Source organism: Bradyrhizobium sp. CCBAU 53415, from assembly GCF_028128735.1.
In the GTDB taxonomy this organism is placed as follows: domain Bacteria; phylum Pseudomonadota; class Alphaproteobacteria; order Rhizobiales; family Xanthobacteraceae; genus Bradyrhizobium.
This window is the reverse complement of record NZ_LBJF01000027.1, coordinates 914,145-940,866: the sequence shown is the minus strand read 5'-3', so window position 1 is coordinate 940,866 and position 26,722 is coordinate 914,145. Positions and strand designations below refer to the sequence as shown.

Sequence of the window (26,722 nt, the reverse complement as noted above, 5' to 3'; positions counted from 1 at the left end):
TCAGGCTGCGACGATCTGACAAAGCGTGACCTTCGGCTCCTGCATGCCGGTTGCAGGATCGTAGCCGTAGCTCGTGATCGTGTTGGCGCTCTCGCCCAGCACGATCGGATCGGTGCCGGCGGGATAGTTCTTGCGCAGGTCCGCACCGCCGAACCAGCCGCCGAAATGGAACGGCATCCAGGCAACGCCCTTGCCGACGCGTTCGGTCACCAGAGCCTTCATCCTGGCGCGCGAATTGTTCTCGGCACCGCTCACCCACACCCAGCCGCCGTCCTTGATGCCGCGATCGGCGGCATCAGCCGGGCTGATCTCGATGAACATGTCCTGCTGCAATTCGGCGAGCCATGGATTGGTGCGGGTCTCCTCGCCGCCACCTTCGTATTCGACGAGGCGCCCCGAGGAAAGGATCAGCGGAAACTGCTTTGCGATTCCCTTCTCCACCGCCGCCTTCTGCACCGAGAAGCCGATATTGGGCAGGCGGAACTGCCTGGCATCGGGCAAGGTCGGATATTTCGCAACGAGATCGACGCGCGGCGTGTAGATCGGCTCGCGATGCACCGGAATCGGATCCGGCAGGCCGAACGCATTCATGCGCGCCTTGCCGTTGCCGAAGGGCACGCAGCCATGCTTCAGCGCTACGCGCTGGATGCCGCCGGAGAGGTCGAGCGCCCAGGACACTGCATCCGGATTGGCCGGGTTGACCCGCTGGATCGTCGCCATTTCAGCCTCGGTGAGATCCTGGTCCCAGCCGAGCTTCTTCAGGCTTGCCAGCGTGAACTCGGGATAGCCGTCCTCGATCTCCGAGCCCTTGGAGAAAGATTTGTCGGCAAGCAGGCTCACCTTCCGCGTCGTGCCGTCCGGCAGCTTCTCCTCGCGTTCGATGCCGAAGCGTGGACGGAATGTGCCGCCGCCGTCCATCACGTGCAGATTGTTGTTGTAGAGCAGCGGCGAGCCGGGGTGCTTCACTTCGGGCGAGCCCCAGCACGGCCACGGCAGGCCGTAATAGTCGCCGCCGACTTCCGGATCGTCCTTGGGCGCGCGCATCGTCACCAGGTCGAACTTATGCTGGTTCTTCATATGCGCCTTGATGCGCTCCGGCGACTGCCCGCAGTATCCGGTCGACCAGCTTCCGCGGTTGATCTCGCGCAGCACGTCCTCGGCGACCGGAAGATTGTTCTCGACCTTGATGTTCTTGAACATCTTGTCGGCGAAGCCGAACTTCTTCGCCATCAGATAGATGACCTCGAGGTCGTCCTTGGATTCGAAGATCGGCTTGACGATCTGCTCGCCCCACTGCATCGAGCGATTGGAGGCGACGCGCGATCCCGTGCATTCGAACTGCGTGGCCACGGGCAGGATATAGACGCCGTCCTTGCGTCCCGCCTCGACCGCCAGGGATGCCCAGGTGGTCGGGTGTGGATCGGCGATCACCAGCAGTTCCAGCGCCTTCAGGCCCTTCATCGACTCCGGAATGCGGGTGATGCTGTTGCTGGCGTGGCCTTGCACGAATACCGCCTTGACGTTGTCCTTCTGTGCGACGTCGGCCTTCGGCAACAGCGCAGCATCGAACCACCGCGTCAGCGGGATGCCTGGCGTCTCCATCAGCTTCTTCTCGTCGAAGCGGGAGACGAGGTAATCGTAATCGACCTCCCAGACCCGGGACCAGTGCTTCCACGCGCCTTCGGCGAGGCCGTAGTAGAACGGCAGCGTCACGATATCGAGGCCGACGTCGGTCGCGCCCTGCACGTTGTCATGGCCGCGCAGGATGTTGGCGCCGGCGCCGGCCCTGCCGACGTTGCCGGTCATCAGCAGCGCGATGCAGCTCGCGCGCACGTTGGCGGTGCCGACCGTGTGCTGGGTCTGCCCCATGCACCAGATGATGGTCGCGGGCTTGGCCGTCGCGAACATCTTGGCAACGCGTTCGAGCTGCGCGGCGGGCACGCCCGTGACGCGCTCGACCTCTTGGGGATTCCATTTCTCGACTTCCTTTCGCAGGTCGTCGAAGCCGTAGACGCGCTGGGCGATGAACTCCTTGTCCTCCCAGCCGTTCTTCAGGATGTGCCACATCATGCCGTAGAGCACGGGGATATCGGTGCCCGGACGGATCCGGACATAGTCGGTGGCGTGCGCCGCGGTGCGGGTCAGGCGCGGATCGAAAACGATGAAGTTCGCCTTGTTGAGCTCCTTGGATTCGAGGAGGTGCTGCATGCTGACGGGATGCGCTTCCGCGGCGTTGCTGCCGATGAACAGCATCGTCTTGGAGTTGCGCATGTCGTTGATGCTGTTCGTCATCGCGCCATAGCCCCAGGTGTTGGCGACGCCGGTGACGGTGGTGGAGTGGCAGATCCGGGCCTGATGGTCGGTGTTGTTGGTGCCCCAGAACGCGCCGAACTTGCGGAACAGGTAGGAGCCTTCGTTGGTCATCTTGGCCGAGCCCAGCCAATAGACGGAATCGCTGCCCGACTTCTCGCGAACCTGGAGCAGCTTGTCGCCGATCTCGTTCACCGCCGTGTCCCACGACACCCGCGTCCACTGCCCGTTCACCAGCTTCATCGGATAGCGCAGACGGCGATCGCTGTGCACGAGCTCGCGCACCGAAGCACCCTTGGCGCAATGTGAGCCGCGGTTGATCGGCGAATCCCAGCTCGGCTCCTGCCCGATCCAGACGCCATTGAGCACTTCCGCCGTCACGGTGCAGCCCACGGCACAATGCGTGCAGATGCTCTTCTTGACGATGGCGCCAGCGGCGAGCGGGCCGGCAGCGGCCGCTTCCGCCTTGCGCACGCTGACGGCCGGCATGGTGCCCAGCGCGGCGAGAGCGCCGCCGGCCAGACCGGACCTGCGCAGGAATGTGCGGCGATCAAGTCCCCCGCCCTGGCCCGCAAGGGATTCGGCGACGGAGCCTCGGCGATCGGAACGCTGGTGTGTTCGCTTGATAAGCACGGCAGCCTCCCTCTCAGGCCGGATAACGATTGACGCGGTAATATGCCTTCACGTGATCGGATTCCTTGTAGCGCGCCTTGCGCTTCTCATCGTTGCTTTCGCTGTCCGCCTGCGCGGACCCGACCAACGGTGTCGCAAGCGTCGCGCCGACACCGGCCGTGCCCAAGCCGACCTTGCGAAGGAAATCGCGGCGTCCGACCTTTGCTTTCGTCTCGTCACTCATCGCATCTCTCCCGGACCGAGGCGCCTCGGTCAGTTGGCGAACGTGAATGCTTCCGTCTCTATCTCGATGAAGGCGCGACCGAGCGCACCGACCGCCGGATAGAATCGAGCGTTGCCCGCGCTCTCGATGTCGGCGAACAGCCGCCCCATCCAGGGCGACACGTGCTTTTCGAAGAAGCCGCGCTGCGCCGCCGGCGAGGCATCGAAGCGGCCATCGGCAAGGCCCGACATGATCTCGCACAGGATGGCGGCGTGATCCTCGGGTTCGGAATTGTTGGCGACCCGCTCGATGCCGAGCGTCGTCAGGTCCGCGCGCAGGCGCGACAAGGGCCGTTCGTTGAGAAAGCCCGTGAGATAGTAGGAGGCGTAAGGCAGCAATTCGCCGCGGCCGAGCCCGACGAACAGATCGAAATACTCGCGCTCGACTTTCGCCGCGACAGCGTTCGCGGCGGCGTCGGCCAGCGCCGCATGCGCGCGGCCGAGCGGCGTCGCATCGCCAGTCAATGCCGCAAGCTGCTCGAGCAATCGTTTCGACGGCGGCGCGGACAGCAACGTTGCCAGCAGCGCATATTCCTGCGCGCGCGCGGCATCGACGGGATCGACGAACTCCGCTGGGACGGCTCGCTCACTGTAGAGATCGGGCCGCAGATCGCTCCGGGAGACGCCGGTCGCGGTTTCGACTGCAACCACCCGTTGTGCGGGCACGCGGGTCCAGTTCGAGACGGAGGGCTGGCTGATGCCTATTTTGCGCGCAAGCTGAGCAATGCCGCCTGCGGCATCGATCGCACGATCAAGCCCGTCATCACGCACGTGGACCTCCCATCCGAGTCCCGTCTGCTTGATTATCGCTTTTGTTACAAAGCAGTAGACAGCGTAACCCCGGTTCCACGGACCGTCAATCGCCTGCCATAGCCTGGGCCTATAGCCTTTGGTCGGTGCCGCTCAGCGCGGCAGCGCACCACCGTGCGTACGGGGCCCGACGGGCTCGGCAGATTCCGCAGATCTGTCAGCTGCCCTCGGCTGCACTGCAGCAGGGATTGCCTGGCGTTCCGCCTTGTCCGACGGCTCAACGACATTGGAAACCACGGTCGCATCGGCTTGCTGCGATTCCGCCGAGGAATCCGCTGTTTCGATCGACGCCTCGGGGAGAGACTGCGCCACCTCGCGCACGCCACCGACAATGCGATCGGCCAGCGCGGCGAGTTCCTCCGACGAGCAATCCAGTGGTCCAAAACCCGGCATCGCAGTCGGGTCGTTGAAGTCCCATGCATTCTCCGCAAGCCCGACGAAATCGCGAATGGCGGGATCGGTCGCCCAGGCGCGGCGAAGCGCCGCACGGCTCAACTCCCGGGGAATATTCTTGCTGAGGAAGGCCGTGATGTCGGTCGCAGCATTGATCTCGTCGATCGACGGCAGACTCGAGAGATCGAACTCAGTCTCGTCGTCCCCGGCCTCGGACGCCGGCGTGTGCTGCGCCGCGACAGGCTTGGTCGGCTCCGCTCGCGCTTCACGCTTGCGGCGGGACCAACGTGCAAGGAATTCCTCCTCACTCATTCCTGTCCGCCTTCATGTTCGCGCCGTGCCAGCGCCTCCGGGTCGGCACGGCGCCGCTTGCGCTTGACGAACTCCCGCTCGACATGGTGCTCGGCAACGAAGCTTTCAATCGCTTCGCGCAGCACCTCCGGCATCGGCACGGCCTCGACGAGATTGTCGGCGGCTTCGGTAAAGCCTTCACCCTCGGCGGGGTCGGCGGTCACCGCGGTGACGGCATAGGGCCAGGCGCCGTCCGAGGGCGACAGCACAGTCCAGATGCTCGGACTGCCGGAGGCGAGATTGTCGCGATAGCGCGCCGTCTCGGACGGATAGAGATCGACGGTCGCGCTTCCGGCATAGAACAGGGTCGTGCCGTCCTGCTCGCGAAGCACGGTCCAGGGCTGTGTCACCGGCTCGTCCGGCAGGACGGCAATTCCGCGCCAGATGAAATCGACCCACGGCGAGTCAGCCTTTCGCCGCTCGACCACGACGCCGACGGCGATCGAGAGGGAGGGCAACGCCGCAGGGCTCATGTCGCCATCTCCAGGCGTTTCACCGGCAGGCCGGTCAGCAGATTTTGCGGCTTCATCCGGAGCTTCTGATCCGCCGTCATCGACAGGATCAGGTGAACCGGTTCAGCCCCGACATCGTCGAGGGCCCGGCTTGAATCCGCGAATGTCAGCTGGAACAGCGCGAGCACGCGGTCGGCGTCGCGCTCGCCAAGTTCTTCACCGTGCCACAGACGGTCGCCGAGCCTCGTGGCGCCAGCATCGAGCCCGACATACCAGGTGAGCCTTGCCTCGTGCAGCGCGCGCAGCGGCTCGATCACGACGTCGATGCCGAGCAGATGGGAGACCCAGCGCGTCATCGCCTGCGCCAGCGCAGCCGGCCCGCGGCCGCCGGCCGTGAGGTCGAAGGCCATGTCAAACTGGTCGCTGCGCTGCCAATAGGCCTCGGCATTCTCCTCGCTCAACACCTCCACCACCGCATCGGTGGCGGCACCCAGCATCGACATCAGAGAGAGCACCGGGGTCGGGCTCCGGCCACCGACGATCTCCTCGTCGCCGAGCAGCAGGGCGTGCTCATGCGGCAGGATGCGCTGGGTTCGGAAGAACAATTCGGCCGCGCGCAGCACGAATGGATCGTCGCAGCCATCGAGCGCGTTCCGCAGGATGACGTGCACGAGCTGATTGACGAACAGCGGCGGCAAATCGCTCGCGCCTGAACGCACCGATGCGAGATAGGCGGCTTCGAGCGTCGGATGCCGCAACAGAAGATCGCGAAACGTCAGCACGAGCTGCCAATTCTCCCGGGCATCGGCATCGACGATCCCGGCGATTTCGCCGGCACCGATCGCTTGGCGCGGGTCGGCAAGCAAGTCGCGGTGCAGCCGGCGCTCGATCGGGCACGCGTCGTCCGGCGGCATCAGCTCGGGACGGGCGAAATAGGCCTTGAGGAATTCCTCTGTGACACGGAGCCCACCGCCCTCGTCGCGATCGAGCAGATGATGACCACAGGCGATCCAGAAATCGTTCATCTGACGGTCGGCCCCCGGCCCAGATCCGCAAGCCTGAGATCGCCGTCAGGCTGGACGTCGTCCTCCATTTCCATGAACGAGAACGCCTTGCTGTGCCCCTGCCCCTGCCGGAGTTGCAGCCGGCGGAAGGACTCACGGACCTCGCCGCAGCTCGAGGTGCGGTGCACCGCAATAAGCGAGCTGACGGGATGACTGCACAGCGACCGCGCGAAGGCCACCTCCTCTTCCGCGGCGATCTTCGCTGCCGCCATGCCCGGGGCGCCGAAGCGATCGACGAGTTGCCTGGCAAGGAGATCGACCAGGCTGCGGCAGTCGTCCTCGGTCGCCGGAACGATCTGCGCCAGCGTCGACCAGCCCCAGGATTGCACCCCGAGGAAACCGCCGCGAAACGCCGCGCGCGCCTGGCCCTCGAGCTTCGCGCCGTCGCAATCCCAGAAGCGGAAAGCGCCGGAGACGGCCCATTCGCCCGGCTCTGCCGCCAAATCGAACACGAAGGTGTCGGAGGGATCGAGTGCGATGGTCCGCAGCAGCTTCACAGGCGCGGTCCTCCGTGGGCCGGATCGAGCCAGGACGGCGTCGCGAGCGCCTGGACGAGATCGCCCCGTTCGATCGTATCCGTCCCGATGCGGCGCGTCAGGACATCGCCGCAATCGTCGATGCGCTGAACCGTCTGCCTCTCACGCGGCACCCGCGTAAGATAATCACGCGCGACGCCGTCAAAGCCGTCGACCCGCCAGCCATCCAGCGTCAGCATCAGGTGCCGGGCAAAACTTTCCGTGATCTGCGCCGCGCCAGCCTCGCCGAAGCCTTCCTGATCGAGCGCCGAGGCCAGCGGGTGAACGCCTGGATCGTCATCGTTCATGGCAACCGTCCGGATCATGGCCCCGAATACCAGCCAGGGCGGCGGCTCATCCTCGTCAGCGGCAAAAGGCCACCCCATCCGTCCGCCGCCGACCAGCCCCCCGTCGATCCTGACCGCATCCGGCCAGCCGATCGTGATCGGCTTGCTCGGCGGCGCATAGGCGCGAAGCGCATCGGTGAGCGCGACCATGCCTGCGTAGAACGCGCGCCGCGCGCTGCGCAGCGGCTCTGTCGGCTCGAGCACCACGGCGAACTCGGCAAGGTCAAAGCGGCCGACATGGACAAGCGTTCCGGCGCCGCTTTCCGGTGCAATGCGGCATGCATGGGCAAAAGCGTCGCCACTCTCGCGCAACCGCACCAATGTGAACGGCGGCGGCAGCTGAATCGGTTCCGCCAGGGAAACTTGGCTCGCTGGGGTCGAAGGCAGGTCGTCCTCCGCTTTCCTTTTCTTCCCGATGGATAATGTCTATACGAGGCGAAGGGCCGGCGCGAGTCCGTCGTCGGCGTCCGAATGGCGGAGACGTTAACCTGGAGCAGCCAGCGAAGACCGTCCTGATCTGCTCGTGCGAAGACACGATGCGTCTCGACACGGCCGTGATCCAGCGTGGATGTCCCACCTGCGAGATCAAAAGCTTTCGCCATCTCTGCGGTCCGGAGCTCGATCATTTCCGCAAGGCCGCCGCAGCGGGAGGCGCGCTAACGGTCGCATGCACGCAGCAGTCAGCGCAGTTTTCGGACGAGGCCGGCGAACGGGCCGACGCGATCAGCTTCGTCAACATCCGCGAAACGGCCGGCTGGTCGCGCGACGGCGCGCACGCTGGCGCAAAAATGGCTGCCCTGCTCGCATCCGCCTCCATCCCCGCCCCGGACTATCCGCTCGTCACCCTGTCGAGCGAGGGCGTGATCCTGATCTACGGGCGCGACGAGGCCGCGATCGAGGCCGGCCGCCTGCTTGCCGATCACCTCGACGTCACGGTGATGCTGAAACAGCTCGATGACACGGTGTCGCCAGTTGCAACGGTCTTCCCGGTCGTGAAGGGTACGATCCGCTCCGCGACGGGACATTTCGGCGCGTTCGAGCTTGCAATCGACGACTATGCGCGTCCCCGCCCCTCTTCGCGCGATCGCTTCGTGCTGGACCCGCCGCGAAGCGGAGTGACGTCGCGCTGCGACATCGTGCTCGATCTTTCCGGCGATATGCCGCTGTTTCCCGCCCACGACCTGCGCGACGGCTACCTTCGCGCCGACACGAAAGAACCCGCTGCGGTGCTGCGCGCCGTGCTGACCGCGCGCGATCTCGTCGGCAGCTTCGACAAGCCGAAATATGTCGAACTTGCGCCCGCTCTTTGCGCCCATTCGCGATCGAAGCGCACGGGCTGCCATCGCTGCCTCGATCTCTGCCCGAGCGGGGCGATCACGCCTGACGGCGATCATGTCGCAATCGATCCGAACATCTGCGCGGGCTGCGGCCAATGCGCGGCTGCCTGCCCGACCGGCGCCGTATCCTACGCGCTGCCGCCCGCCGATGCGCAGCTCCGGAGAATTCGCGCCATGCTGCTCGCCTACCGCGAGGCCGGCGGCGTGAATGCCGTGCTGCTCTTTCATGACAGCCCGCACGGCACGCCTCTGATCGAGGCCCTCGCGCGGCATGGCGACGGCCTGCCGGCGAACGTGCTTCCCTTTGCCGTCAACGAGCTTACGCAGGTGGGGCTGGAAGCGATCGTCGGCGCCTTCGCCTACGGCGTATCCGCTGTGCGCTTCCTGCTCCGCGCCAGGCCGCGCCACGATGTGACCGGACTGTCGCAGACGATCGCAATGGCCGAAGCGATCCTCGGCGGCCTCGGATTTGCAGGCCGTCGCCTCGCCACCATCGAAACGGACGATCCCGATGCGCTCGGTGGGCATTTGACTGACATCGGGACGCTCGCGGCGGTCGCGACGCCCGCAACCTTCAAGACCGTCGGCAAGCGGCGCGACCTCTTGCGGTTCGCCCTGAGCGAGTTGCATCGTCTGGCGCCGCAACCGGTCGACGTGATCGCCCTGCCCGAGGGTGCGCCGGTCGGCGCAATCACCGTCGACACCAACGGCTGCACGCTGTGCCTGTCCTGCGTCTCGGCCTGCCCGACCGGCGCGCTGCGCGACGATCCCGAGCGGCCGGTGCTGAAATTCATCGAGGATGCCTGCGTGCAATGCGGCCTGTGCCAGAGCACCTGTCCGGAAAAGGTCATCAGCCTCAAGCCGCAGATCGATTTCCGCGCGGCGCGCGCTCCCGCCGCGATCGTCAAGGAGGAGGAGCCCGCACTCTGCATCCGCTGCGGCACGCCGTTCGGCGTCAAGAGCACGATCGACCGCATCGCAGCCAAGCTCGAAGGCCGGCACTGGATGTATCCGGCCGGCGACAAGCGGATCGAGGCCCTCAGGATGTGCGCCGACTGCCGCGTCGTCGTCATGAGCGAACAGCAATTCGATCCGTTCAAGGGCGTTCCGGAACGGACGCCGCCGCGGACGACGGATGACTATCTGCGGCCGCGCGACGGCAAGGACTAGCGCGACGTCGCGCGGCGGAGGAACTCGGTGAGCGCGCGGCGGTCCTCGGCCGAGCCGATGCGCTGCTCCGGCATCTTGGTGCCGGGGGTGTAGGCATTCGGCCCAATTTCGAACAGTCTTGCGACCGTCTCGGGCGTCCAGACGATGTCCATCGTCTTCAGCGCGTCGGAGAAGCGATAGCCCGGCAGCGAAGCGATCTTGCGGCCGTATAGTCCCGCAAGTGTCGGACCCGCACGCTGCACCTCCTTGTCCGACAGCGTGTGACAGGCAACGCACGCCCGAAATACATCGGCGCCATGATCGCCGGCATAGGCGGCGAGCGGATCGGCCGGTGTGCCGACCAGACCTGAGCCGACGGGATCGCCGGTGCGCGCATTCCAGCGCCTGATCCTGCCGTCCGCACCACCCGTCATCAGTGTCTCGCGATCTGGAAGGAAGGCGATCGACCACACCGGCATCCCGGGCCCAACCAGCGTGCGCAGCAGGTTGCGCGACTTGCGATCGATGATCGCCACTGTTCCGCCGATGCTGGCCGCAGCGATCAGCGCGCCGTCCGGCGAGATCGTCAAGGCTACCACCGGTGTCGGGCTGGCGGCGACCTCGCCGCTGACCTTGCCATCCGCGGCCAGCATGCGCAGCTTGCCATCGACCGCGCCTGTGACGATTTCACCATCCGGCGCCACGGCCACGGCGTTCAGCGGCGCCGGCAATGTCACGATTTCAGCCTGGCCATCCGACAAGCGCCAGATGCGCAGCGCAAGATCGTAGCCGACGCTGACAAGTCTGCCGTCCGGCACGAAGGCGACGCCGTTGACGTTCTGCGTATGACCTTCGAACACGCGCGACGTGCCGTCCGACAACGACCAGAGCCGTACCGTCCTGTCCCATGAAGCCGATGCGAGCAGCGTCCCATCAGGCGACACGGCAAGCGCCACGATCGGAGCGACATGTCCCTCCAGCACCCGGTCCGGCTCCAGCCGGCCCGCCGTCCACACCGCAATTCGTGCGTCGGCGCCGGCCGTGATCATGCGACCGTCCTTCAGAAACGCGACGGCATTGACGCCATCAGCATGATACCGGAGCACTTGCTCTGCGGTGTCCGTCTTGAGCGACCAGCGGATGACCGTCGTGTCGAAGCTGCCGGAGAGAAGGTCGCTCCCGTCCGGGGACACGGCAAGAGCCCGTATCGGGCCACCATGCCCGACCATGTCGGCGTGCGCGGATGATGCGGCAAAGATGGCCCACAGCACTACGGCCACCTTCGTGCACAAAGGTGATCTGTTCATTCCTGGCCGGCCCTGCTGGCATTCACGTTCCCAAGATTGCCAGAAGAGGCAATCGAAATGAATATCCGGGACCGGCCTACTTGTCCGGTGCCGTCGTGGTTTTGGACGATCCTTCGGGCGCGGCCTGCATTCCAGGCGGACTCTGGCCTTGGGGACTTTCGGCCGGCGCGCCACCCGAACCCGTATTGATCGGACCCGTCCAGCCTTGCGGCTGTGCTTGGCCCTTCTCTTCGGGAGGGGTTTGCGTCGCCGATGAGTTGGTTTGCGCGGGCTGGGCCAAGGCGCTCTCAACAAGGCAAAGTGCCGCGAAGCACAAGATCGCTCTCTGTAGTTTCACGCAAGGTCCTCCGATGCTCACTCAACTTGCAAGGGCTCCTTCCGTTCCGAAGCGTGCACCGCAACAGCCAACCCGCACATTCGCAGCTTGAATGCCGATCGGCCGCACACTAGACTCCGGCTGCTCACGTCAAGGACGACCGAATGCGGGAGCGAACGGGGCCAATTCTGCGGATGATTGCGCGGCTGCGCGTTCTTCGTGCCCTCGATGGCCTGCAAGATCCCGCCGCGCGAGAAGCCTCGCCTTTCCTCTTCCTCGTTGCCATCGTGCTTGCGCTGCTGCTCGCAATCCTGGAAGTCGATTTGAACAGCGCCGAGCTTCGGTCCCTTGGCTTGATGGGTGATGCGTTTTCCGCCGATCCCGTGTTCAAGAGCCCATAGGACCGCGGATGGCTGGAGCGATCAACGAGCTTGCTCGCGACAAGCCGTGTCGTATAGATGGCTTGCTGGTCCAATCGAGGGAGGCTGAGGATGAGGGCTTTTTTGCTCGGCTGCGTCGCGGCCCTGGTGATCGCGATTGCGGGGATGGAGATCCTGGATCGAATCCAGGAGCCCGTCGCCCAGGCGTTCGCCACGACCGCGGTGCGTCTCTGAGAACGCTCAGTCGCGCTTGAGTCCGATCGACTTGACGATGGGAGCCATGCGGGCGAGTTCGCTCTCGACCAGGCGCTGAAATTTGTCGGGGCCCGAATCGATGTCCGGCTCCAGACCCTGCGAACGATAGCTTTCCTGCAACTGAGGATCAGCCATCGCCGTGCGGGTCGCCGCGGCGATCCGCTCCACGATCGCGTCCGGGGTCGCTCTTGGGGCAAACAAGCCAAACCAGCCGGCATATTTGAGGCCGGGCATGCCGGATTCGATGACCGTCGGAACGTCCGGCGCGCCGCTCAACCGCCGTTCGCTCGTCACGGCGATCAGCCGCAGCTTGCCCGCAAAGTGCAATTGCAGGAGCTGGCTCGATACCACCGCGATGACCGAGTTGATCTGGCCACTGACGAGGTCGTTGGTAGCGGGCCCCATGCCCCGATAGGGGACGTGGACCAAGTCCGCCGCAAGCCCCGATTGCTGCCTGAACATCTCTCCGACGAGATGATTGCCGGTGCCGACACCCGGAGTGCCATAGGAAAGCCCGCCCGGATTCGCCTTCGCAAAAGCTGCCAGCTCGCGCAGGTCCTTCACCGGCGAGGACGGATGAACCGCGAATGCGAGCGTGCTTGTGATCAGCCGATACATGGCGCGGAAATCGCGAACCGTGTCGTAGGCAGGCTGCGACGAGGACAACGGAATCATCACTTGGGTGCTGCCATTGCCGAGCAGCAGCGAATAGCCGTCCGGCGCGCTCTGCGCCACCGCTGCGGACCCGATCGCACCACCGGCGCCGCCGATATTCTCGACATAGACCGGGCCCAGCAGCGACGCGATCTTGTCGGCCCAGGGGCGGCCGATCTGATCACCCGCAGCGCCGGCCGTATAGGGAATGACCAGCCTGATGGGGCGGGAGGGATAATCGTCGGCGTTTGCACCGCCGGGCCAGGCGGCCAGCGCGGTGATGCGCGCCGCAGCGTCAAACAGTTCTCGCCGTGAGAGGAACAACATCTTCTGCGCATTCAGGACCAGGCTCGCAATCATACACGAACAAGCGACCCAGAACACCCGCGCGCTACGATCGCCGCCCTGCATCGTACCGACGGCAACGACCGCGCCGGCTGTGCGATCGAGCGCTCAATCATGACATGAGTGACAGATTCCGTATCGAGAATGCGTCAGACATTCGTTGATGAATGTGCGCCATGGCTGACGCTCGTCCGCCTTCTCACAAGTGTGATGCATATCCGGTGGGGTCTGTGGACCACGCTGCCTATATCAGTCGAGACAGAAGACAATTCCGGAAACGCCACCAGCCGAGCAGCGATCCTCGCTCCAGCGACTCTCCGCACCGCAAGCAATGGAGAACCGCTATGACTGCATTCAAGATCCTGTTCGCCGCAACGCTGATCTCGACAGCAACGATATCATCGGCCTCTGCGGCCTGGTCCTTCGCCGACCAGGAGCCCGCGGCCTTTGCCTCGATGTATCCCGATCGCGACGTGTTGAACGGCGGCGCGTTGACCCCGGCGGGACGAATGGGGCTCGAACGCCCCGGCGGCGCCGCCGCGTTCGGCCCAGCTCCCATTCATAACCACCACTGGCGTCGATAACGAGGTGCACGCGCGCGCACATGATGCTGCCTGCCGGGCCGCCACGGGAGATTGTGAAGGCAACAGCCTCCAGCACTCAGGCGCTCGGTCGGCATCGTCGCCGACGAGGTTCGCTTCTCCGGCGGTGCCACTTGCGCGAGACACGGCTGCGTTGGCGAGGCCCATGCGTCTCCGGGGGTTAAGAATTTGGTAACGATACGAACATGGTTGAGTGCGTTAATGCAAATCGCACGCTGCCGGTGTCTGACCCGTAACCACCCTGCTATAAGCGCAGCTACGGTTCGATCGACGCTCGCGGATTACCTGGTTTCCTTGATTGCTCATGAACAAGCACAGCACCACGTTCGACATCGTCATCGAGCAGTCGTTCGACTTTCTGTCTCCGGAATATGCAGAGCTGTTTGACCGCTCGGCCGCCACTGCATTCCAGCATCCGATCTGGCTGCATAGCCTCTACACCACGCTCGCGCCGGAAGCGGGTGCAACGCCCATGGTCGTTGTGGTCCGCTTCCGCGCGACGGGGGCCCTTGCGATGGTGCTGCCCCTGCTCCGGGTCCGGCACGGTCCGATACGAACGGTCGAGTTCGCCGACCTCCGCGTTTCCGATTATCTGGCGCCGGTTTGCAGCCCGGCAGTGTTTTCGCAGCTGCTCGACGACGCGGCTGCATGCGCGCAGATTCGGCATCTTGTCCGTCCTTTCGATCTGCTCCGAATGGCCAAGCTGCCCGATGCCCGCCTTCCGATCGAAAACCTTCTGGCCACGTCCCGCCGCGTATCGATGGACACCAATGCCTACGCCACGGTTCTCGTCGCGCCGTTCGAGCAATGGCGGGCCAGCGCGATGGATCGCTCCTATCAGAAGGAGCTCGCAAAGAAATATCGTCAGCTCCAGAAGAAGGGCGCGCTGAGCTTCTCATGTTGCGGCGACAGCGCCACCGTGCTCGAGGCGCTGGACGTGATGAGGAAGTTTCGTGGCCCGCGCTTTCACGCACAGGGCGACGGCGATCTGCTACAGCGCCCCGAATATTACGGCTTCTATTCCGACGTCGCGCTTCGCGGCCTGGGCGCCTTTGTCCGCCTCTACGCCATGAAGATGGACGGCGAGGTGATTGCCGCCGTGCTCGGACTATGCCATCGGGGCAGCTTCCTCATCATCATGAGCGCCTTCGACATCGCCGGGTACAAGAGCCAGTCTCTCGGCGCGTTGATGTTCGAGCAGGTGGCGCGGGATTGTATCGAGCGCGAAGATCAGATGCTCGATTTCACCATTGGCGACGAGCCATACAAGAAATTGTTCGGCGCGCAGCCTTCGCCGGTGTGGGCGGTCACGCAAGCCGGCAGCATCGCGGGCGCCATCGCCCTCTTCGCGCTGAAGCAGGCTCCCTGGCTCAAGCTGGCGGCCAAGCGGCTGTCGGATCTGAGGCTCCAGCCCGCCCGCAGCCCAACTCCCACGCGCTGACCGGCGGCAGGCGCAGGGGGCGCACAACCTGAAGCGCGATGACGATTCATCCTCATCGCATCGTGCTTCAGGCGCGCAACGCGCCGCGGACACGCCCGAGCCAGCCCGGGTTCATCTGATCGACGCGGTGTGTCAGAGTGCGGCGCAGGAAGTGCAACCGTCGCCGCACGTCCCAGCCGATATCGTTGCGGGATGTCAGCGCCTGGCGGAAGCGCGCCATCTTCAGCGACTGCTGGTCCGCCGCGATCTTGTCGCGATCGGAATAGAACTGCGAAATCTTGTCCCGGCCCATGCCCGCGGTCACGAGCCACCGCGGCACGTATTCGGTGCAAAGACGATCGACGTCCACCAGCAGGCGGGCAACGCCCGTGCCGGCGGCGGGACAATTGGTCTGGAACGCATCGCCGACGAGCACGACGCCGGGCTGGAGATGTCCCTCGACGACGGTCAGATCCATCACCCAGTTCTGGACCCGGTCGGTCACGCGAAAATCGCCGAGGTAGTCCCGCAATCCCGGCAGCAGGCGCAAGACTGTCGCTTCCGGTTCGCGACGCAACTCGCGCATGATCGGATCGGTCGGATCGCGGAACATGAAAAGATTGGCCCGCATGCCGGCACGGACGGGAAACAGGCTGAGATAGTCGATGCCGTCCGCTGTACGTTCCCCATAGCAGGTTAGCGCCTCGAAATCGAACGGCGCGCCATCCTTGCGGGCGATCGTGAAGCCGAACGAAACCGAATGGCGCTCGGCCAGCACGCGCCGCCTGATGCCGAGCTTGTAACCCAGGACTCCCGCCATGCCCGTGGCGAGAACAACGAGGCGCGCCGTCACGCGCCGTCCGGAGGCCAGCGCGAGATGCTGGACGTCGTCGCTGCTGCTGATCGCCGTGACCTCGTCGACGATCAGGTTGGATGGATCTGGTATCTGGCTGCGCGCCATGGCGACGAGATCGGCATAGGGAAATCCGTAGGCCTGGCCGACGCTGACATCGACCACCTTGCCTTCGCGGATGTTGAGCACCCGATCGTATCGGCAAGCAACATGGTCGAGCGCGCCGAGGAAGCCCAGCTTGCGGAGCAGCTCCAGTTGATGACCGCCGATCTTTTCGACCCGGAACTCGTCCGGATGGACCGCCCGCTTGTCGACGAGAACAACGCGATGACCTGCCCGCGCCAGCACGGCCGCCGCAAGCGATCCCGCAAGGCCGCCGCCGACAATGGCGACGTCCGAGGCGATCGTCGCGGTCTCGCCGCCATCGATTGGCTCGGTCACGGTTCTGTCCGTCGTCATGGCTCCAGCTCCCACGGTTAACGGCGCTTCCGGTGCAATTCTCTCGCCTGATGTCGCATCGCAGGGCCAAGTGCGATCATTTCCGAAGATTGAGGTTAATGACCCGAAGCCCGGGGCTCGCTGCCGCCATCGCGGCACGCGTCTTGCTCGGGATGATCTGCAAATTCCGGTCTCGGCGGCCGATCGCTGCGAGCTATTCCGCGCTCAGACGGCCGATCTCGCCCTCGTCGGCCGTCGGTGCGGCGCCATGCCGTCAGTCCGTCGAGCTGGACCTTGCACTATTTGGGACAATGGAGACGGCGATGTTCCACAGTGAAGCAACCGGAATAACCGCAACATCGTGGCGACCGGCGACATCCCGCAAGTGGTCCATTAACACTCGCGTTTTTTCGACATGTTAGGTTGTCGCCGGTATCGGAACATGTCTCTTCAGGGGAGCGCAGCCCCTTAAACCCCCATGATCGAATCCATCCTCCAATTCATGCGGCGCGACGTCACGCGCGGTGTTGTCGGAACCATCCTCCTCAAGGTTGGCAGCGGCGTGCTCGCGTTTGCATTGTTCTCGCTGGCGGCACGAGCGATGTCGCCTGATGGCTTCGGTATCTTTGCGACCTGGCTTTCGGTCGCCCAGATCGCAGCCGTCGTGGGACTGGTCGGCCAGGAATCCCTGCTGGTGCGATTCCTGAACGAGTATCAGGTCGGCGACAGGCCGGACCTTACCAAGGGCGTCCTGCTGTCAAGCTTCAGGATCACCTCGGTCGCAATGCTGATCGTGGTCGCCGGGATCGCCATCGTGGCGGGCATGAGAGGCGACTGGTGGCTGCTGATCCTCGCGGTGTCGGCCTACACGGCCGTCAATGCCGGAGTGATGCTCGGGAGCCAGATCGCACGCTCGCTGGTCAGCATTCTCATGGGCGAAGGAAATCGCGAGTTCTTCTGGCGCGTCGTCGTGGTCCTGTTCCTGCTCGCCATGCTGCTCGGCCATCGGCAGCTCGATCCCGCCGAGTTGTTCGCGGTGATGACGATGGCCATGTCGGCGGGCCTGGTTGCGCAGATCGTTTCGATCGCGCGGGTGCTGCCGGATTTGCGCGGTACGCCGGCGCGCTCCGAAAAGTCCCGCTGGCGCTCGAGCGCCCTTCACTTCTGGCTCGCATCCATCCTTGAAGTTGCCAACCAGTATTTCGACGTCATTCTGGTCTATTGGATGCTGGATCCGGCAACTGCCGGAATCTACTTTGCCGCCTCGCGCCTCGCCAACATCTTCGCCATGCTGTCCGCAGCGCTGTACACTTTCGGCGCGCGCCGGCTTCCTTCGCTGTACTTCAGCAAGAACCACCAGGAGTTCGAGCGGACCCTGCAATTGATGGCGGAAGTGACCGCGCTTTGCGTTGTCGCCGGTCTTGCCACGATCTGGATTGGCGGCCCCTATCTCCTCAACCTGTTCGGACCTCATTTCACCGCGCAGCACTCGGTGCTGATCGTGCTCGCCATCGGAACGGCCATCCAGGCAGCAGGCGGCCCATCTGCCGCGATCCTGCAGCTGACCGGTCACGAACGAATCTATGTTCCCGTCGTTGCCGCCAACGTCGCGCTGCGGCTCGCGGGATTTCTCGTCCTCATTCCCTGGCTCGGCGTGCTTGGCGCGGCCATTTCGGCCACCGTCTCACTCGCGCTCGCGAGCATTGCCCTGAACGTCATCTGCCGCCGGCGAACCGGGGTGGATCCGTCAGTCCTCGTGCTCCTGCGCTTCTCTGCATCGAGGCGCGCCGACTATGCGGTCCGCGGTGCTGACTCGCGTGACTAGGTGTCATCACGCCGCCGCTCAGGTGATCCGCAGTCACGCGCCGGCAGCGCGCAAGATCAGTTGGTTAACGCGCTCGCCGAGCGCCAGCCGGGAACCCAAGGAAAATGCCGCGCGAACGCTGCCGTGGCCAAAGCCTCGCATTAACTCCGTTTGCCGCTAGTCGGTGTCCATGCGGTGCCCGCATGGTAGGTACGGGGTCAAGAAGGTGAAGATTTCGTTGCGTTAGCGGGTCGGGATCCGTGCTCCACTATCAGCCGAACAGGGAATTGGGCGAGACGAGCGTGACGGCACTCGCGCGACCGAACCGCGGCGGGCCGAAGCCGCACGTGCTTCTCGCGCAAACCCAGGCCGAGAACGCCGGCGCGCAGGAGATCTCCCGGCTTCTCGGCGCAGGGCTGACCGCTCGCGGCTATCGGGTCACCAATCTGTTCTTCTTCCGCAAATCGGTCTCGTTCGACGAGCCGCCCGATACGCTGTATTGCGCGCCGAGCCGGCCGGGCAATCCGGTGGCGCTGCTGCGGATGCTGTGGACACTCAGCCGCCATATCAGGACCACCAGGCCCGATGCCGTCCTGACATTCCAGCATTTCGGCAACGTCATCGGTGGTGGCGTGACCCGCCTCGTCAGCCGTGCACCGGTTGTCGCAAATCAGGTTTCATCCGCGCTGTCGATGAGCTGGCCGGTCCGCACCGCCGACATCGTCATGGGCAGCCTCGGCTTCTTTGACTGCATCACGCTCAATTCGCAGGACATGCAGCGTGAATATTCGCGCTACCCCGCGGCCTACCGGTCGCGCATGGTGCATGTGCCGCACGGATTCGACGACAAGGCCCTCTCCCTGTCGAAGGAGGCCGCACGACACAGGTTCAATCTGCCGCCGGACTGCGTCCTGCTCGGCTGCGCAGCAAGGCTGCATCCGCACAAGCGGCTCGATATGGCGATACGCCTGTTGCCGGATCGACCGTCCTGGCACCTTGCGCTCGCCGGCCAGGGCGCCGACGAGGGCCGGCTGAGGCAGCTCGCGAACGACTTGAACGTCTCCGACAGGTTGCATTTGCTCGGAGAAATCCCCCCCAGCCGGATGGCGGACTTTCTCGCCTGTCTGGACGTGTTCGTATTTCCGACACAGGCTGAAACCTTCGGTCTGGCCGCTGTCGAGGCCGCAAACGCCGGTGTTCCCTCCGTCGTGACTGATCTTCCCGTCCTGCGCGAAGTGTTGTCGTACGAAGGGAGACCGACTGCACTCTTCGTCGATGCCTCCGATCATGCAAAACTCTCCGCAGCCGTCTCCAGGCTCCTGACGGACAAGAATTTGAGCGACGAACTGCGACAAAATGCCAAAGGCCTGAGATTGCGCTATTCGGTAGATGCCATGGTGGAGGAATACGTTCGAATTCTCGACCGCGTCATTTGATCCGAGATGTTGAAATAGATTGGCTCGACATGATCATCGAGTTTCGCTGTGAACGCGAATACGCGCGGCAGTGGATGGGCCGCGAGACGCTGTCGATCGACGGCCGTGACGTTCCGGTTCGAATTGCATGGACGGCAACGACGGAGTCACGGCCCGCAGGTCTCGATGCCCTGTTCGAGCTCGAACGCGTGGTGTTGCATCGGGGCAAACACAGCGGCGCAGACAGGCTGAATCCCGTTCCGGAACGGACGCGGGCTTGCGGCGGCACGGCCGACGTGATCGTCGATTTTACGGGCGCCGCGCGGGATCCGAACTGCTCTGCCCTTCTGTATCTGCGTCCGCTGTTCAACGGAGTTGCGGGCGAAAATGCCGCGCTCGCCGCCATTCTCGCCGGCGACCTGCCCGTGATCGACATCGCCAACGAGGTCGACGGCTCGGTCCTCGACCGCGGCCATCCATCCGGAGAGATTGCCGCGGGCCTCAGCGGCGCGCTCGAAACGGTCATGGCGCGAACCCTGACCATGGTGGCGGCGATCCTGTCGGGAAGGCAGCGACTTGTGCCGCAACTGGCGCACCCCGCCGGGAATGGCTTGCGCCGCGGACCCGTTGGCTATGTCGCTCGCGGCCTTGCCGTATCGATCGCCAAGGAGATCTATCGTCTCTGCTGCTATGCCCCGCATTGGCATGTCGGATGGCGCTTCAATGACGGCGGGGGCGTCTGGCAGACCGGAGATCTATCGGGTCCAGGCTGGAACGTTCTGGAAGATCCTGGGAACCACTTCTACGCCGATCCCTTTCCCATCACGTGGCAGGGACGAACATTCGTCTTCTTTGAGGATCTCGATCATCGCGTCGGAAAAGGCATCATTTCGGCGATCGAGTTCGGTGACGCGGGACCGGTCGGCGAGGTGATACCGGTGCTGGAGGAGCCCTGGCACCTCTCCTATCCGTTTCTGATCGAAGACGATGGCGAGCTGTGGATGATCCCGGAGAGTTCGACGCGCGGGGACGTCGCCATCTACAAATGCGTTCGGTTTCCGGACAAATGGGAGCGATATGCGACGCTTCTTTCCGGCCTCGAGCTGGCCGACGCCACGATCACGCGGCACAACGGCCTGCATTATCTGTTTGGCGCCTGGCGCGACGGAACAGGCGGCTATTCGGACGCGCTGACGATCTACTACGCCGACCGCCTCCTGGGGCCCTGGTCGCCCCACGCCAGCAATCCGGTCCTGATCGACCGCGCCAGCACGCGGCCGGCGGGGAACTTCGTCACCCTCAATGACAAGCTGTGGCGACCGGTCCAGGACTGTGCCGACGGGTACGGCGCGGCGCTCGCCCTGGCGGAAGTGGTCGAACTGTCGCCGACGGCGTTCAAGCAGATCGTCCGCCACTCCCTGAAGCCGGGACCGACATGGCCCGGCAGGAAGTTGCACACCTTGAACCGCTGCGGCCGGCTCGAAGTGATCGACGGATCGCGTGTTCAGCCCAGGATGCGCGCTTTCGCGAGTTACTTTCCGTCGACGGTCGTGTCTGCGCGAACCAGCCCGAGTTCGGCTGTTTGATCTGCGTTTCGCGCGCCGATCCGCCTACGGCGACCCGAATTCTCGGGTTGCCCGCTCACTTCGCCGCGTCGATCCAGATGCCGGGCTGCGAATGCTCGCGGATATAGGTGACCAGGAAGTCCGAAAACACCCTGATCTTGGCGGGCAGCCTGACGCGGTTCTGATAAGCGATGTTCATGGTGAGCAGCGGCAGCTGCCAGTCCCGAAGGACGGGCACCAGCCGGCCGGCCGCGATGTCGCCCTGCACGATGTAAAGCGGCTGGATCAGGATGCCGAGCCCCGCGCGCGCCGCGCCGCAGATGATCTGGCCGTCATTGCTGTCGAGCGTCGGCGCGATCCGGATCGTCTGCGTCGTGCTGCCCTTGCTCAGTCGCAGCGAATAGGGATCGTTGGCGAGGTTGTAGATCAGCATGTTGTGGCGGGTGAGATCGGCGGGGTGCTCCGGACGGCCGTGCTTCGCCAGATAGGCCGGCGAAGCCGCAAGCACGCGGTGCATCTGGCCGATGCGGCGGACGACGATGTTGGAATCCGGCTCGTGCTCGCGCGTGCGGATCGCGACGTCGATGCCCGCTTCGATGAAGTCCAGATAGCGGTTGGCGCTGATGATCTGCACACTGAGATCCGGATAGAGCGCGCGGAACGCCGGCAGCATCGGCGCGAGATAGATCATCGCGAAGGACAGCGAAGACGTCACGCGCAGCATGCCCTTCGGCGACAGGGCGCGGTCGGAGACGGCGTCCTCGGCTTCGGCGAGTTCGTTCAACAACGGGCTGCAGCGCTGCAACAGCTCCTGCCCTGCCTCGGTCAGCCATTGCCGGCGCGTGTTGCGCTCGATCAGCCGGACCGCAAGCCGCTCCTCCAGCGCGCTGAGATGGCGGCTCGCGGCCGCATTCGACATCCGCAGGATCTCGGCGGCTTTGGACAGGCTGCCGAGCTCGGCGGTTTTGGAGAAGACTTCGAGTTGGAGCAGCCGGTCCATTTTTGCGAAAGCAGGAAAAGAGACTTACAAAGTTTGACCTTTATTTCCGTTTTCTGCAAGGCAAAATGACCTCAACAAAGCAGAATGGCAGGCGAGGAGATCAGGAAATGTCGGGCCCGATCAGGCACATCGTGATGTGGCGGCTGCGCGGGGAGACCCAAGAGGAGCGCTCCGCCGCCCGGCTTAAGGTCAAGACCCTGTTCGAGGGCCTCAAGGGCCGGATCGATGGCCTCACCCATATCGAGGTCGGCATGGATGTCAGCGCGGTCGACTACGCCTGCGACGTCGTTCTGTTCTCCGAGTTCACCGACCAGGCCGCGCTCGCCGCCTACGCCAACCACCCCGAACATTTGCGCGTCCGCGAGGCGCTGGGCAACTTGCGGATCGGCCGCTTCCAGGTCGATTATCCCATCAAAGAGACCGGCGCATGATCGGTTCGTTCACCTTCGAAAACCTGCCCTGCCGCGTCGTGTTCGGCAGCGGCACGTTGGCTGGCGCCAAGGCCGAGGTCGAGCGGCTCGGCGGCAAGCGCGCGCTGGTGCTGACGACGCCGCAGCAGGAGGCGCAAGGCAAGAGCCTCGGCGCGGCGCTCGGACCGCTCTATGCCGGCATCTTTCCCGGCGCCACCATGCACACGCCGGTCGAGGTCACCGAGCGCGCGCTCGTGGCGATGAAGGCGTGCGAGGCTGACTGCGTCGTCTCGCTCGGCGGCGGATCGACCACGGGCCTCGGCAAGGCGCTGGCCTTGCGCACCGGCGTCAACCAGCTCTGCATTCCCACCACCTATGCCGGCTCGGAGATGACGCCGATCGTGGGCCAGACCGAGAACGGCCTGAAGACCACGGTCCGCGATGCGGCCGTGCTGCCGGAGACCGTGATCTACGATGTCGATCTCACCTTGACGCTGCCGGTGAGCCTGGCTGCAACATCCGGCATCAACGCAATCGCCCATGCGGTCGAAGCACTCTATGCGCGCGACACCAATCCGGTGACCTCGCTGATGGCGGAGGAAGGCATTCGTGCGCTGGCGCGTGCCCTGCCCGCGATTGCCGCCAGAAGCGACGACCGCGAGGCCCGCACCGAGGCACTCTACGGCGCTTGGCTGTGCGGCGTGTGCCTCGGCACCGTCGGCATGGCGCTGCATCACAAGCTCTGCCACACGCTCGGCGGCACCTTCGACCTGCCGCACGCCGAAACGCACACCATCGTGCTGCCGCATGCGCTGGCCTACAACGCGCCGGCGGTGCCGGATGCGATGGCGCGCATCGCGCGCGCGATTGGCGCAGCCGATGCGTCCCGGGGGCTTTACGACCTTGCGAAGCGACTGGGCGCAAAGCTGGCGCTGCGTGATATCGGCATGCCCGAGAGCGGCATCGACAAGGCGGCCGACCTCGCCGTCACCAATGCCTATTGGAACCCGCGCCCGCTCGAGCGTGGCGCCATTGGCGACCTGATCGCGCGCGCCTGGGCCGGCGAACCGCCCGGCGCCGTCAAAGCGGCGGCGTGACGCGATGCGGCGCACGCTCATCAAATCGGCCACCGTCATCAGCATGGATGACGCGATTGGCGATCTTTCGAGCGGCGATGTGCTGGTCGAAGGCAGCCGCATTGTCGACGTGCGCCCGTCGATCGAGCTCGGCAGCGGCGCGACTGAGACCGAGATCATCGACGGCAATGGCCGCCTCGTCATCCCCGGCCTGATCAACGCGCACATGCACACCTGGCAGACGGGCTTGCGCGGCTTTGCCGCGAACTGGACGCTGCTGGAATATTTCCGCCGCATGCATGCGGGCCTCGCGACCGTGTTCCGGCCCGACGACATCCATATCGCGACGCTCGTCGGCGCTCTGAACCAGATCAACCACGGCGTCACCACGCTGGTCGACTGGTGCCACAACAATCCGACTCCCGCACACACCGACGCTGCGGTCCGCGGCCTGACCGAGAGCGGCATCCGCGCCGCCTTCTTCCACGGCTCGCCAAAGCCGGAGCCGAAGCCGGGCGAGCCGCACTTCTCGGAAGTGCCGCATCCGCGCCGCGAGGTCGAGCGGCTGCTGGCCGGCCCCCTCGCCGATCGCGACGGCCTCGTCACGCTGGGCCTTGCCATCCTCGGCCCGCATTATTCGACGCTCGACGTCGCCATGCACGATTTCCACCTGGCGCGCGAGCTGAACCTGATCGCCTCCATGCACCAGGGCGGCGGCGCGGCGAAGACGCCAGGCGGGTGGGAGAAGCTGATCGAGGCGGGCCTCGTCGGTCCCGGCATCAACATCGTCCACGGCAACGACCTGCCTGACGATCTGCTCGATCGGATCGTCGATCTCGGCGTGTCCTTTTCCGTCACGCCCGAGAACGAGATGATCCAGGGCCACGGCTTTCCGATCACCGGACGCCTCTTGAAGCGCGGCGTGCGCCCGACCATCGGCATCGACCTGGAATCCGTGCTGGCCGGCGATCTGTTCTCCGCCGCCCGCGTCGCGCTCTCGATGCAGCGGGCGCTCGACAATGCGGAGTCGCGCAAGGCCAGCGGCACCATCCCGGCAACGACCACGATTCCGGTGCGCGAGGCGCTGCGCTGGATCACAACAGAAGGCGCCCGCATGCTCGGCCGCGAAAACCAGATCGGTTCGTTGACGCCGGGCAAGCTCGCCGACCTCGTCATCATCAACGTCTCCGATCTCAACCTTGTCCCGGTGCACGATCCCGTCGCGACCATCGTGATGCAGACGAGCCTCGGCAACATCGAGGCGGTGATGATCGGCGGCGCCTGGAAGAAACGTAACGGCCGGCTGCTGGTCGAGGGGCTGGAGACGAAGAAGGACCTGCTGGCACAATCCGGCCGGCGGCTGGTGCAGGACATCGAACGACAGGGACGCGCCGCCTGAAGGCGCCAATGGACAAGAACAATGACTGATGCTTCAAGGAATATCGCTTTCATCGGGATCGGCAAGATGGGCCTGCCGATGTCGGCGCTCGTCGCCAAGGCCGGTTACGCGGTAACGGCGTTTGACCAGAGCGCGGCGCGGCTCGATGAGGCTCGCGCGCAAGGCGTTTCGATTGCCGCTTCGCCCGTCGAAACCGTGCGCGGCAAGGCCGCCGTTGTCACATCCCTGCCCGATGACGCCGCCTTGCGCGGCGCGCTGCTCGGCCCTGCCGGCCTGATCGCCGCGATGGCGCCCAAGACCGTTTTGATCGAGACCAGCACCGTCAGCGTCGATGCCTCTACCGAAGTTGCAGCCGCCGCGCAGGCACGCGACATTGCCTATCTTCGTTCCCCGGTCTCCGGCAATGCCAGCATCGTCCATACCGGCGCTCTGACCTGCTTCGTCTCGGGGCCGAAGGATGCCTTCGAGAGCACAAAGCCGCTGTTTGCCGCCTTCACCCGTGCCCAGACCTATCTCGGGCCGGCCGAGGAAGCGCGCTACGCCAAACTCTCCGTCAATCTGATGATCGCGGTCTCGGCCGCGATGATGGCGGAGAGCCTGGCGCTGGCGCGCAAGGGCGGCATCGCCTGGCAGGACATTCTGAAGGTGCTCGACGACAGCGCGATTGCCTCTCCGATGGTGAAGTACAAGACCGCGCCGCTGCGGACCCGCGATTTCGAGTCCACCTTCTCCTGCAAGCAGATGGCCAAGGATCTCGATCTCATCCTCGGCGCCGGACACGCCGTCGGCGTGCCGCTTCAGCTCGCGGCGCAAGTGCGCGAGACCTATGGCTCGCTGGTCGCGCAGGGCGACGGCGACACCGACTTCATCGCGACCGTCAGGCATCTCGAGCGGCTGTCCGGCCTCGGCGAGCCGAAGCTCTGATCAACGGAGGCACCCATGCGCAACTTCAACGAGACCACGATCACGGACGCGGTGCTGGAGCGGATCGCGGGCGCGACCGATCCGCGGATCAAGCAGGTCAGCGAGGCGCTGGTGCGCCACCTTCATGCCTTTGTGCGCGAGGTGCGGCCGACCCAGAAGGAATGGGAATACGGTATCGACTTCCTGACCCGCACCGGGCACATGTGCGACGACAAGCGCCAGGAATTCATCCTGCTGTCGGATACGCTCGGCGTCTCCATGCTGGTCGACGCGATCAACCATCCGGTGCCGGAAGGCGCCACCGAAACCACGGTACTCGGGCCGTTTTTCGTCCAGGCCGCGCCGGAGAAGGAGAGCGGCGCCGATATCTCGGGTCCGATGGAAGGCGATCCGATGCTCGTCACCGGCTCGGTCTCGACCATCGACGGAAAGCCGCTCGCAGGCGCCATTGTGGACGTCTGGCATTCCGATGACGACGGCTATTACGACGTGCAGCAGCTCGACGCCATCGGCGACCTCGCGATGCGCGCCCGCTTCCACACCGACGCCAATGGCCGCTTCCATTTCTGGTCGATCAAGCCTGCCGCCTATCCGATTCCGCATGATGGACCGGTCGGCGAGATGCTGGAGGTTCAGGGACGCCATCCCTGGCGCCCGGCCCACGTGCACTTCATGATCTCGGCGCCGGGTTTCGAGCAGCTCGTGACTCACGTGTTCGTTGCCGGCGATCAGTATCTCGACAGCGACGTGGTGTTCGGCGTCAAGGACAGCCTGATCCGCGAGTTCGTCCGCCACCCCGCGGGCCGTGCGCCGGATGGTCGCATGGTGGAGAGCGCGTATTTTCATCTCAACTATGATTTCGGTTTGAAGCAGCTTGCGAGCAACGCAAGGGCCGCATAAGCCAAACGACAACGCAGCGGACCGGCAAGAGTCCGAT

At 64.8% G+C, this 26,722-nt stretch carries 25 protein-coding genes; 13 read left to right on the top strand and 12 right to left on the bottom strand.

Annotated features, from left to right (window positions below):
* The 8 genes from XH87_RS32460 to XH87_RS32425 form a co-directional block, all read right to left on the bottom strand.
* Window positions 1-2,943 carry a formate dehydrogenase subunit alpha gene (locus tag XH87_RS32460; protein ID WP_271590377.1) on the bottom strand — a complete coding sequence of 981 codons (2,943 nt, stop codon included), beginning with the start codon at window positions 2,941-2,943 and terminating at the stop codon, window positions 1-3.
* A gap of 13 nt (window positions 2,944-2,956) precedes the next feature.
* A complete protein-coding gene (locus XH87_RS32455) occupies window positions 2,957-3,166 on the bottom strand; it encodes a twin-arginine translocation signal domain-containing protein (protein WP_035699266.1) in 210 nt (69 codons plus the stop codon).
* A gap of 29 nt (window positions 3,167-3,195) precedes the next feature.
* Entirely contained in the window at window positions 3,196-3,975 is a 780-nt protein-coding gene (locus XH87_RS32450; RefSeq protein WP_158670563.1) for a molecular chaperone TorD family protein, read from the bottom strand.
* A gap of 132 nt (window positions 3,976-4,107) precedes the next feature.
* Window positions 4,108-4,719: a DUF3306 domain-containing protein gene (locus XH87_RS32445; RefSeq protein ID WP_271590376.1), complete on the bottom strand. Its 612-nt coding sequence runs from the start codon at window positions 4,717-4,719 to the stop codon at window positions 4,108-4,110.
* The gene (locus tag XH87_RS32440) at window positions 4,716-5,231 is read right to left on the bottom strand and encodes a DUF3305 domain-containing protein (protein ID WP_158670561.1); all 516 of its coding nucleotides are present in this window, start codon (window positions 5,229-5,231) and stop codon (window positions 4,716-4,718) included. The genes XH87_RS32445 and XH87_RS32440 overlap by 4 nt, the downstream gene beginning before the upstream one ends.
* Window positions 5,228-6,235 carry a DUF6352 family protein gene (locus tag XH87_RS32435; RefSeq protein ID WP_271590375.1) on the bottom strand — a complete coding sequence of 336 codons (1,008 nt, stop codon included), beginning with the start codon at window positions 6,233-6,235 and terminating at the stop codon, window positions 5,228-5,230. The genes XH87_RS32440 and XH87_RS32435 overlap by 4 nt, the downstream gene beginning before the upstream one ends.
* Window positions 6,232-6,771 carry a DUF6505 family protein gene (locus XH87_RS32430; protein WP_271590374.1) on the bottom strand — a complete coding sequence of 180 codons (540 nt, stop codon included), beginning with the start codon at window positions 6,769-6,771 and terminating at the stop codon, window positions 6,232-6,234. The genes XH87_RS32435 and XH87_RS32430 overlap by 4 nt, the downstream gene beginning before the upstream one ends.
* Complete coding sequence (locus XH87_RS32425) at window positions 6,768-7,454, bottom strand: biotin/lipoate--protein ligase family protein (protein WP_333909209.1); 687 nt, start codon at window positions 7,452-7,454, stop codon at window positions 6,768-6,770. Before XH87_RS32425 ends, XH87_RS32430 begins: the two co-directional genes overlap by 4 nt.
* Before the next feature lie 218 nt (window positions 7,455-7,672).
* Between XH87_RS32425 and XH87_RS32420 the strand changes: the two genes are divergently transcribed.
* Window positions 7,673-9,643, top strand: coding sequence for a 4Fe-4S binding protein (locus XH87_RS32420; protein ID WP_271590373.1), 1,971 nt, complete (start codon window positions 7,673-7,675; stop codon window positions 9,641-9,643).
* Here XH87_RS32420 and XH87_RS32415 read toward each other — a convergent pair.
* The gene (locus XH87_RS32415; protein ID WP_271590923.1) at window positions 9,640-10,851 is read right to left on the bottom strand and encodes a c-type cytochrome; all 1,212 of its coding nucleotides are present in this window, start codon (window positions 10,849-10,851) and stop codon (window positions 9,640-9,642) included. The genes XH87_RS32420 and XH87_RS32415 overlap by 4 nt on opposite strands.
* A gap of 588 nt (window positions 10,852-11,439) precedes the next feature.
* On the opposite strand from XH87_RS32415, the gene XH87_RS32410 reads away from it, so the two are divergent.
* Window positions 11,440-11,646, top strand: coding sequence for a hypothetical protein (locus XH87_RS32410; protein ID WP_158670558.1), 207 nt, complete (start codon window positions 11,440-11,442; stop codon window positions 11,644-11,646).
* A 90-nt stretch (window positions 11,647-11,736) separates the two neighbouring features.
* Complete coding sequence (locus XH87_RS32405; RefSeq protein ID WP_271590372.1) at window positions 11,737-11,859, top strand: hypothetical protein; 123 nt, start codon at window positions 11,737-11,739, stop codon at window positions 11,857-11,859.
* Between the two features lie 6 nt (window positions 11,860-11,865).
* Here XH87_RS32405 and XH87_RS32400 read toward each other — a convergent pair whose 3' ends face one another.
* Window positions 11,866-12,861, bottom strand: coding sequence for a Bug family tripartite tricarboxylate transporter substrate binding protein (locus tag XH87_RS32400; RefSeq protein ID WP_271590371.1), 996 nt, complete (start codon window positions 12,859-12,861; stop codon window positions 11,866-11,868).
* 362 nt (window positions 12,862-13,223) lie between these two features.
* On the opposite strand from XH87_RS32400, the gene XH87_RS32395 reads away from it, so the two are divergent.
* A complete protein-coding gene (locus XH87_RS32395) occupies window positions 13,224-13,463 on the top strand; it encodes a hypothetical protein (RefSeq protein ID WP_035699280.1) in 240 nt (79 codons plus the stop codon).
* 322 nt (window positions 13,464-13,785) lie between these two features.
* Window positions 13,786-14,922, top strand: coding sequence for a GNAT family N-acetyltransferase (locus XH87_RS32390; RefSeq protein ID WP_271590370.1), 1,137 nt, complete (start codon window positions 13,786-13,788; stop codon window positions 14,920-14,922).
* A gap of 67 nt (window positions 14,923-14,989) precedes the next feature.
* Here the strand turns inward: XH87_RS32390 and XH87_RS32385 are convergent, their stop codons facing one another.
* The gene (locus XH87_RS32385) at window positions 14,990-16,213 is read right to left on the bottom strand and encodes an FAD-dependent oxidoreductase (protein WP_271590369.1); all 1,224 of its coding nucleotides are present in this window, start codon (window positions 16,211-16,213) and stop codon (window positions 14,990-14,992) included.
* A 457-nt stretch (window positions 16,214-16,670) separates the two neighbouring features.
* On the opposite strand from XH87_RS32385, the gene XH87_RS32380 reads away from it, so the two are divergent.
* From XH87_RS32380 to XH87_RS32370, 3 genes are all read left to right on the top strand, one after another.
* Entirely contained in the window at window positions 16,671-18,017 is a 1,347-nt protein-coding gene (locus XH87_RS32380; RefSeq protein WP_271590368.1) for a lipopolysaccharide biosynthesis protein, read from the top strand.
* Window positions 18,018-18,256: 239 nt separating this feature from the next.
* The gene (locus tag XH87_RS32375) at window positions 18,257-19,432 is read left to right on the top strand and encodes a glycosyltransferase family 4 protein (RefSeq protein ID WP_271590367.1); all 1,176 of its coding nucleotides are present in this window, start codon (window positions 18,257-18,259) and stop codon (window positions 19,430-19,432) included.
* A gap of 29 nt (window positions 19,433-19,461) precedes the next feature.
* Window positions 19,462-20,997, top strand: coding sequence for a glucosamine inositolphosphorylceramide transferase family protein (locus XH87_RS32370; protein WP_271590366.1), 1,536 nt, complete (start codon window positions 19,462-19,464; stop codon window positions 20,995-20,997).
* 55 nt (window positions 20,998-21,052) lie between these two features.
* Here the strand turns inward: XH87_RS32370 and XH87_RS32365 are convergent, their stop codons facing one another.
* On the bottom strand, window positions 21,053-21,976 hold the full coding sequence (locus XH87_RS32365; protein ID WP_271590365.1) for a LysR family transcriptional regulator: 924 nt from the start codon (window positions 21,974-21,976) through the stop codon (window positions 21,053-21,055).
* 107 nt (window positions 21,977-22,083) lie between these two features.
* Between XH87_RS32365 and XH87_RS32360 the strand changes: the two genes are divergently transcribed.
* Genes XH87_RS32360 through XH87_RS32340 form a run of 5 tightly spaced genes read left to right on the top strand, consistent with a single transcriptional unit; the run spans window position 22,084 to window position 26,685 of the window.
* Complete coding sequence (locus tag XH87_RS32360; RefSeq protein WP_158667841.1) at window positions 22,084-22,407, top strand: Dabb family protein; 324 nt, start codon at window positions 22,084-22,086, stop codon at window positions 22,405-22,407.
* The gene (locus XH87_RS32355; RefSeq protein ID WP_271590364.1) at window positions 22,404-23,483 is read left to right on the top strand and encodes a maleylacetate reductase; all 1,080 of its coding nucleotides are present in this window, start codon (window positions 22,404-22,406) and stop codon (window positions 23,481-23,483) included. Before XH87_RS32360 ends, XH87_RS32355 begins: the two co-directional genes overlap by 4 nt.
* Window positions 23,484-23,487: 4 nt before the next feature.
* Complete coding sequence (locus XH87_RS32350; RefSeq protein WP_271590363.1) at window positions 23,488-24,861, top strand: amidohydrolase family protein; 1,374 nt, start codon at window positions 23,488-23,490, stop codon at window positions 24,859-24,861.
* A gap of 21 nt (window positions 24,862-24,882) precedes the next feature.
* Complete coding sequence (locus XH87_RS32345) at window positions 24,883-25,785, top strand: NAD(P)-dependent oxidoreductase (RefSeq protein ID WP_271590362.1); 903 nt, start codon at window positions 24,883-24,885, stop codon at window positions 25,783-25,785.
* A 15-nt stretch (window positions 25,786-25,800) separates the two neighbouring features.
* Window positions 25,801-26,685 carry an intradiol ring-cleavage dioxygenase gene (locus XH87_RS32340; RefSeq protein ID WP_271590361.1) on the top strand — a complete coding sequence of 295 codons (885 nt, stop codon included), beginning with the start codon at window positions 25,801-25,803 and terminating at the stop codon, window positions 26,683-26,685.
* Window positions 26,686-26,722: the final 37 nt, after the last annotated feature.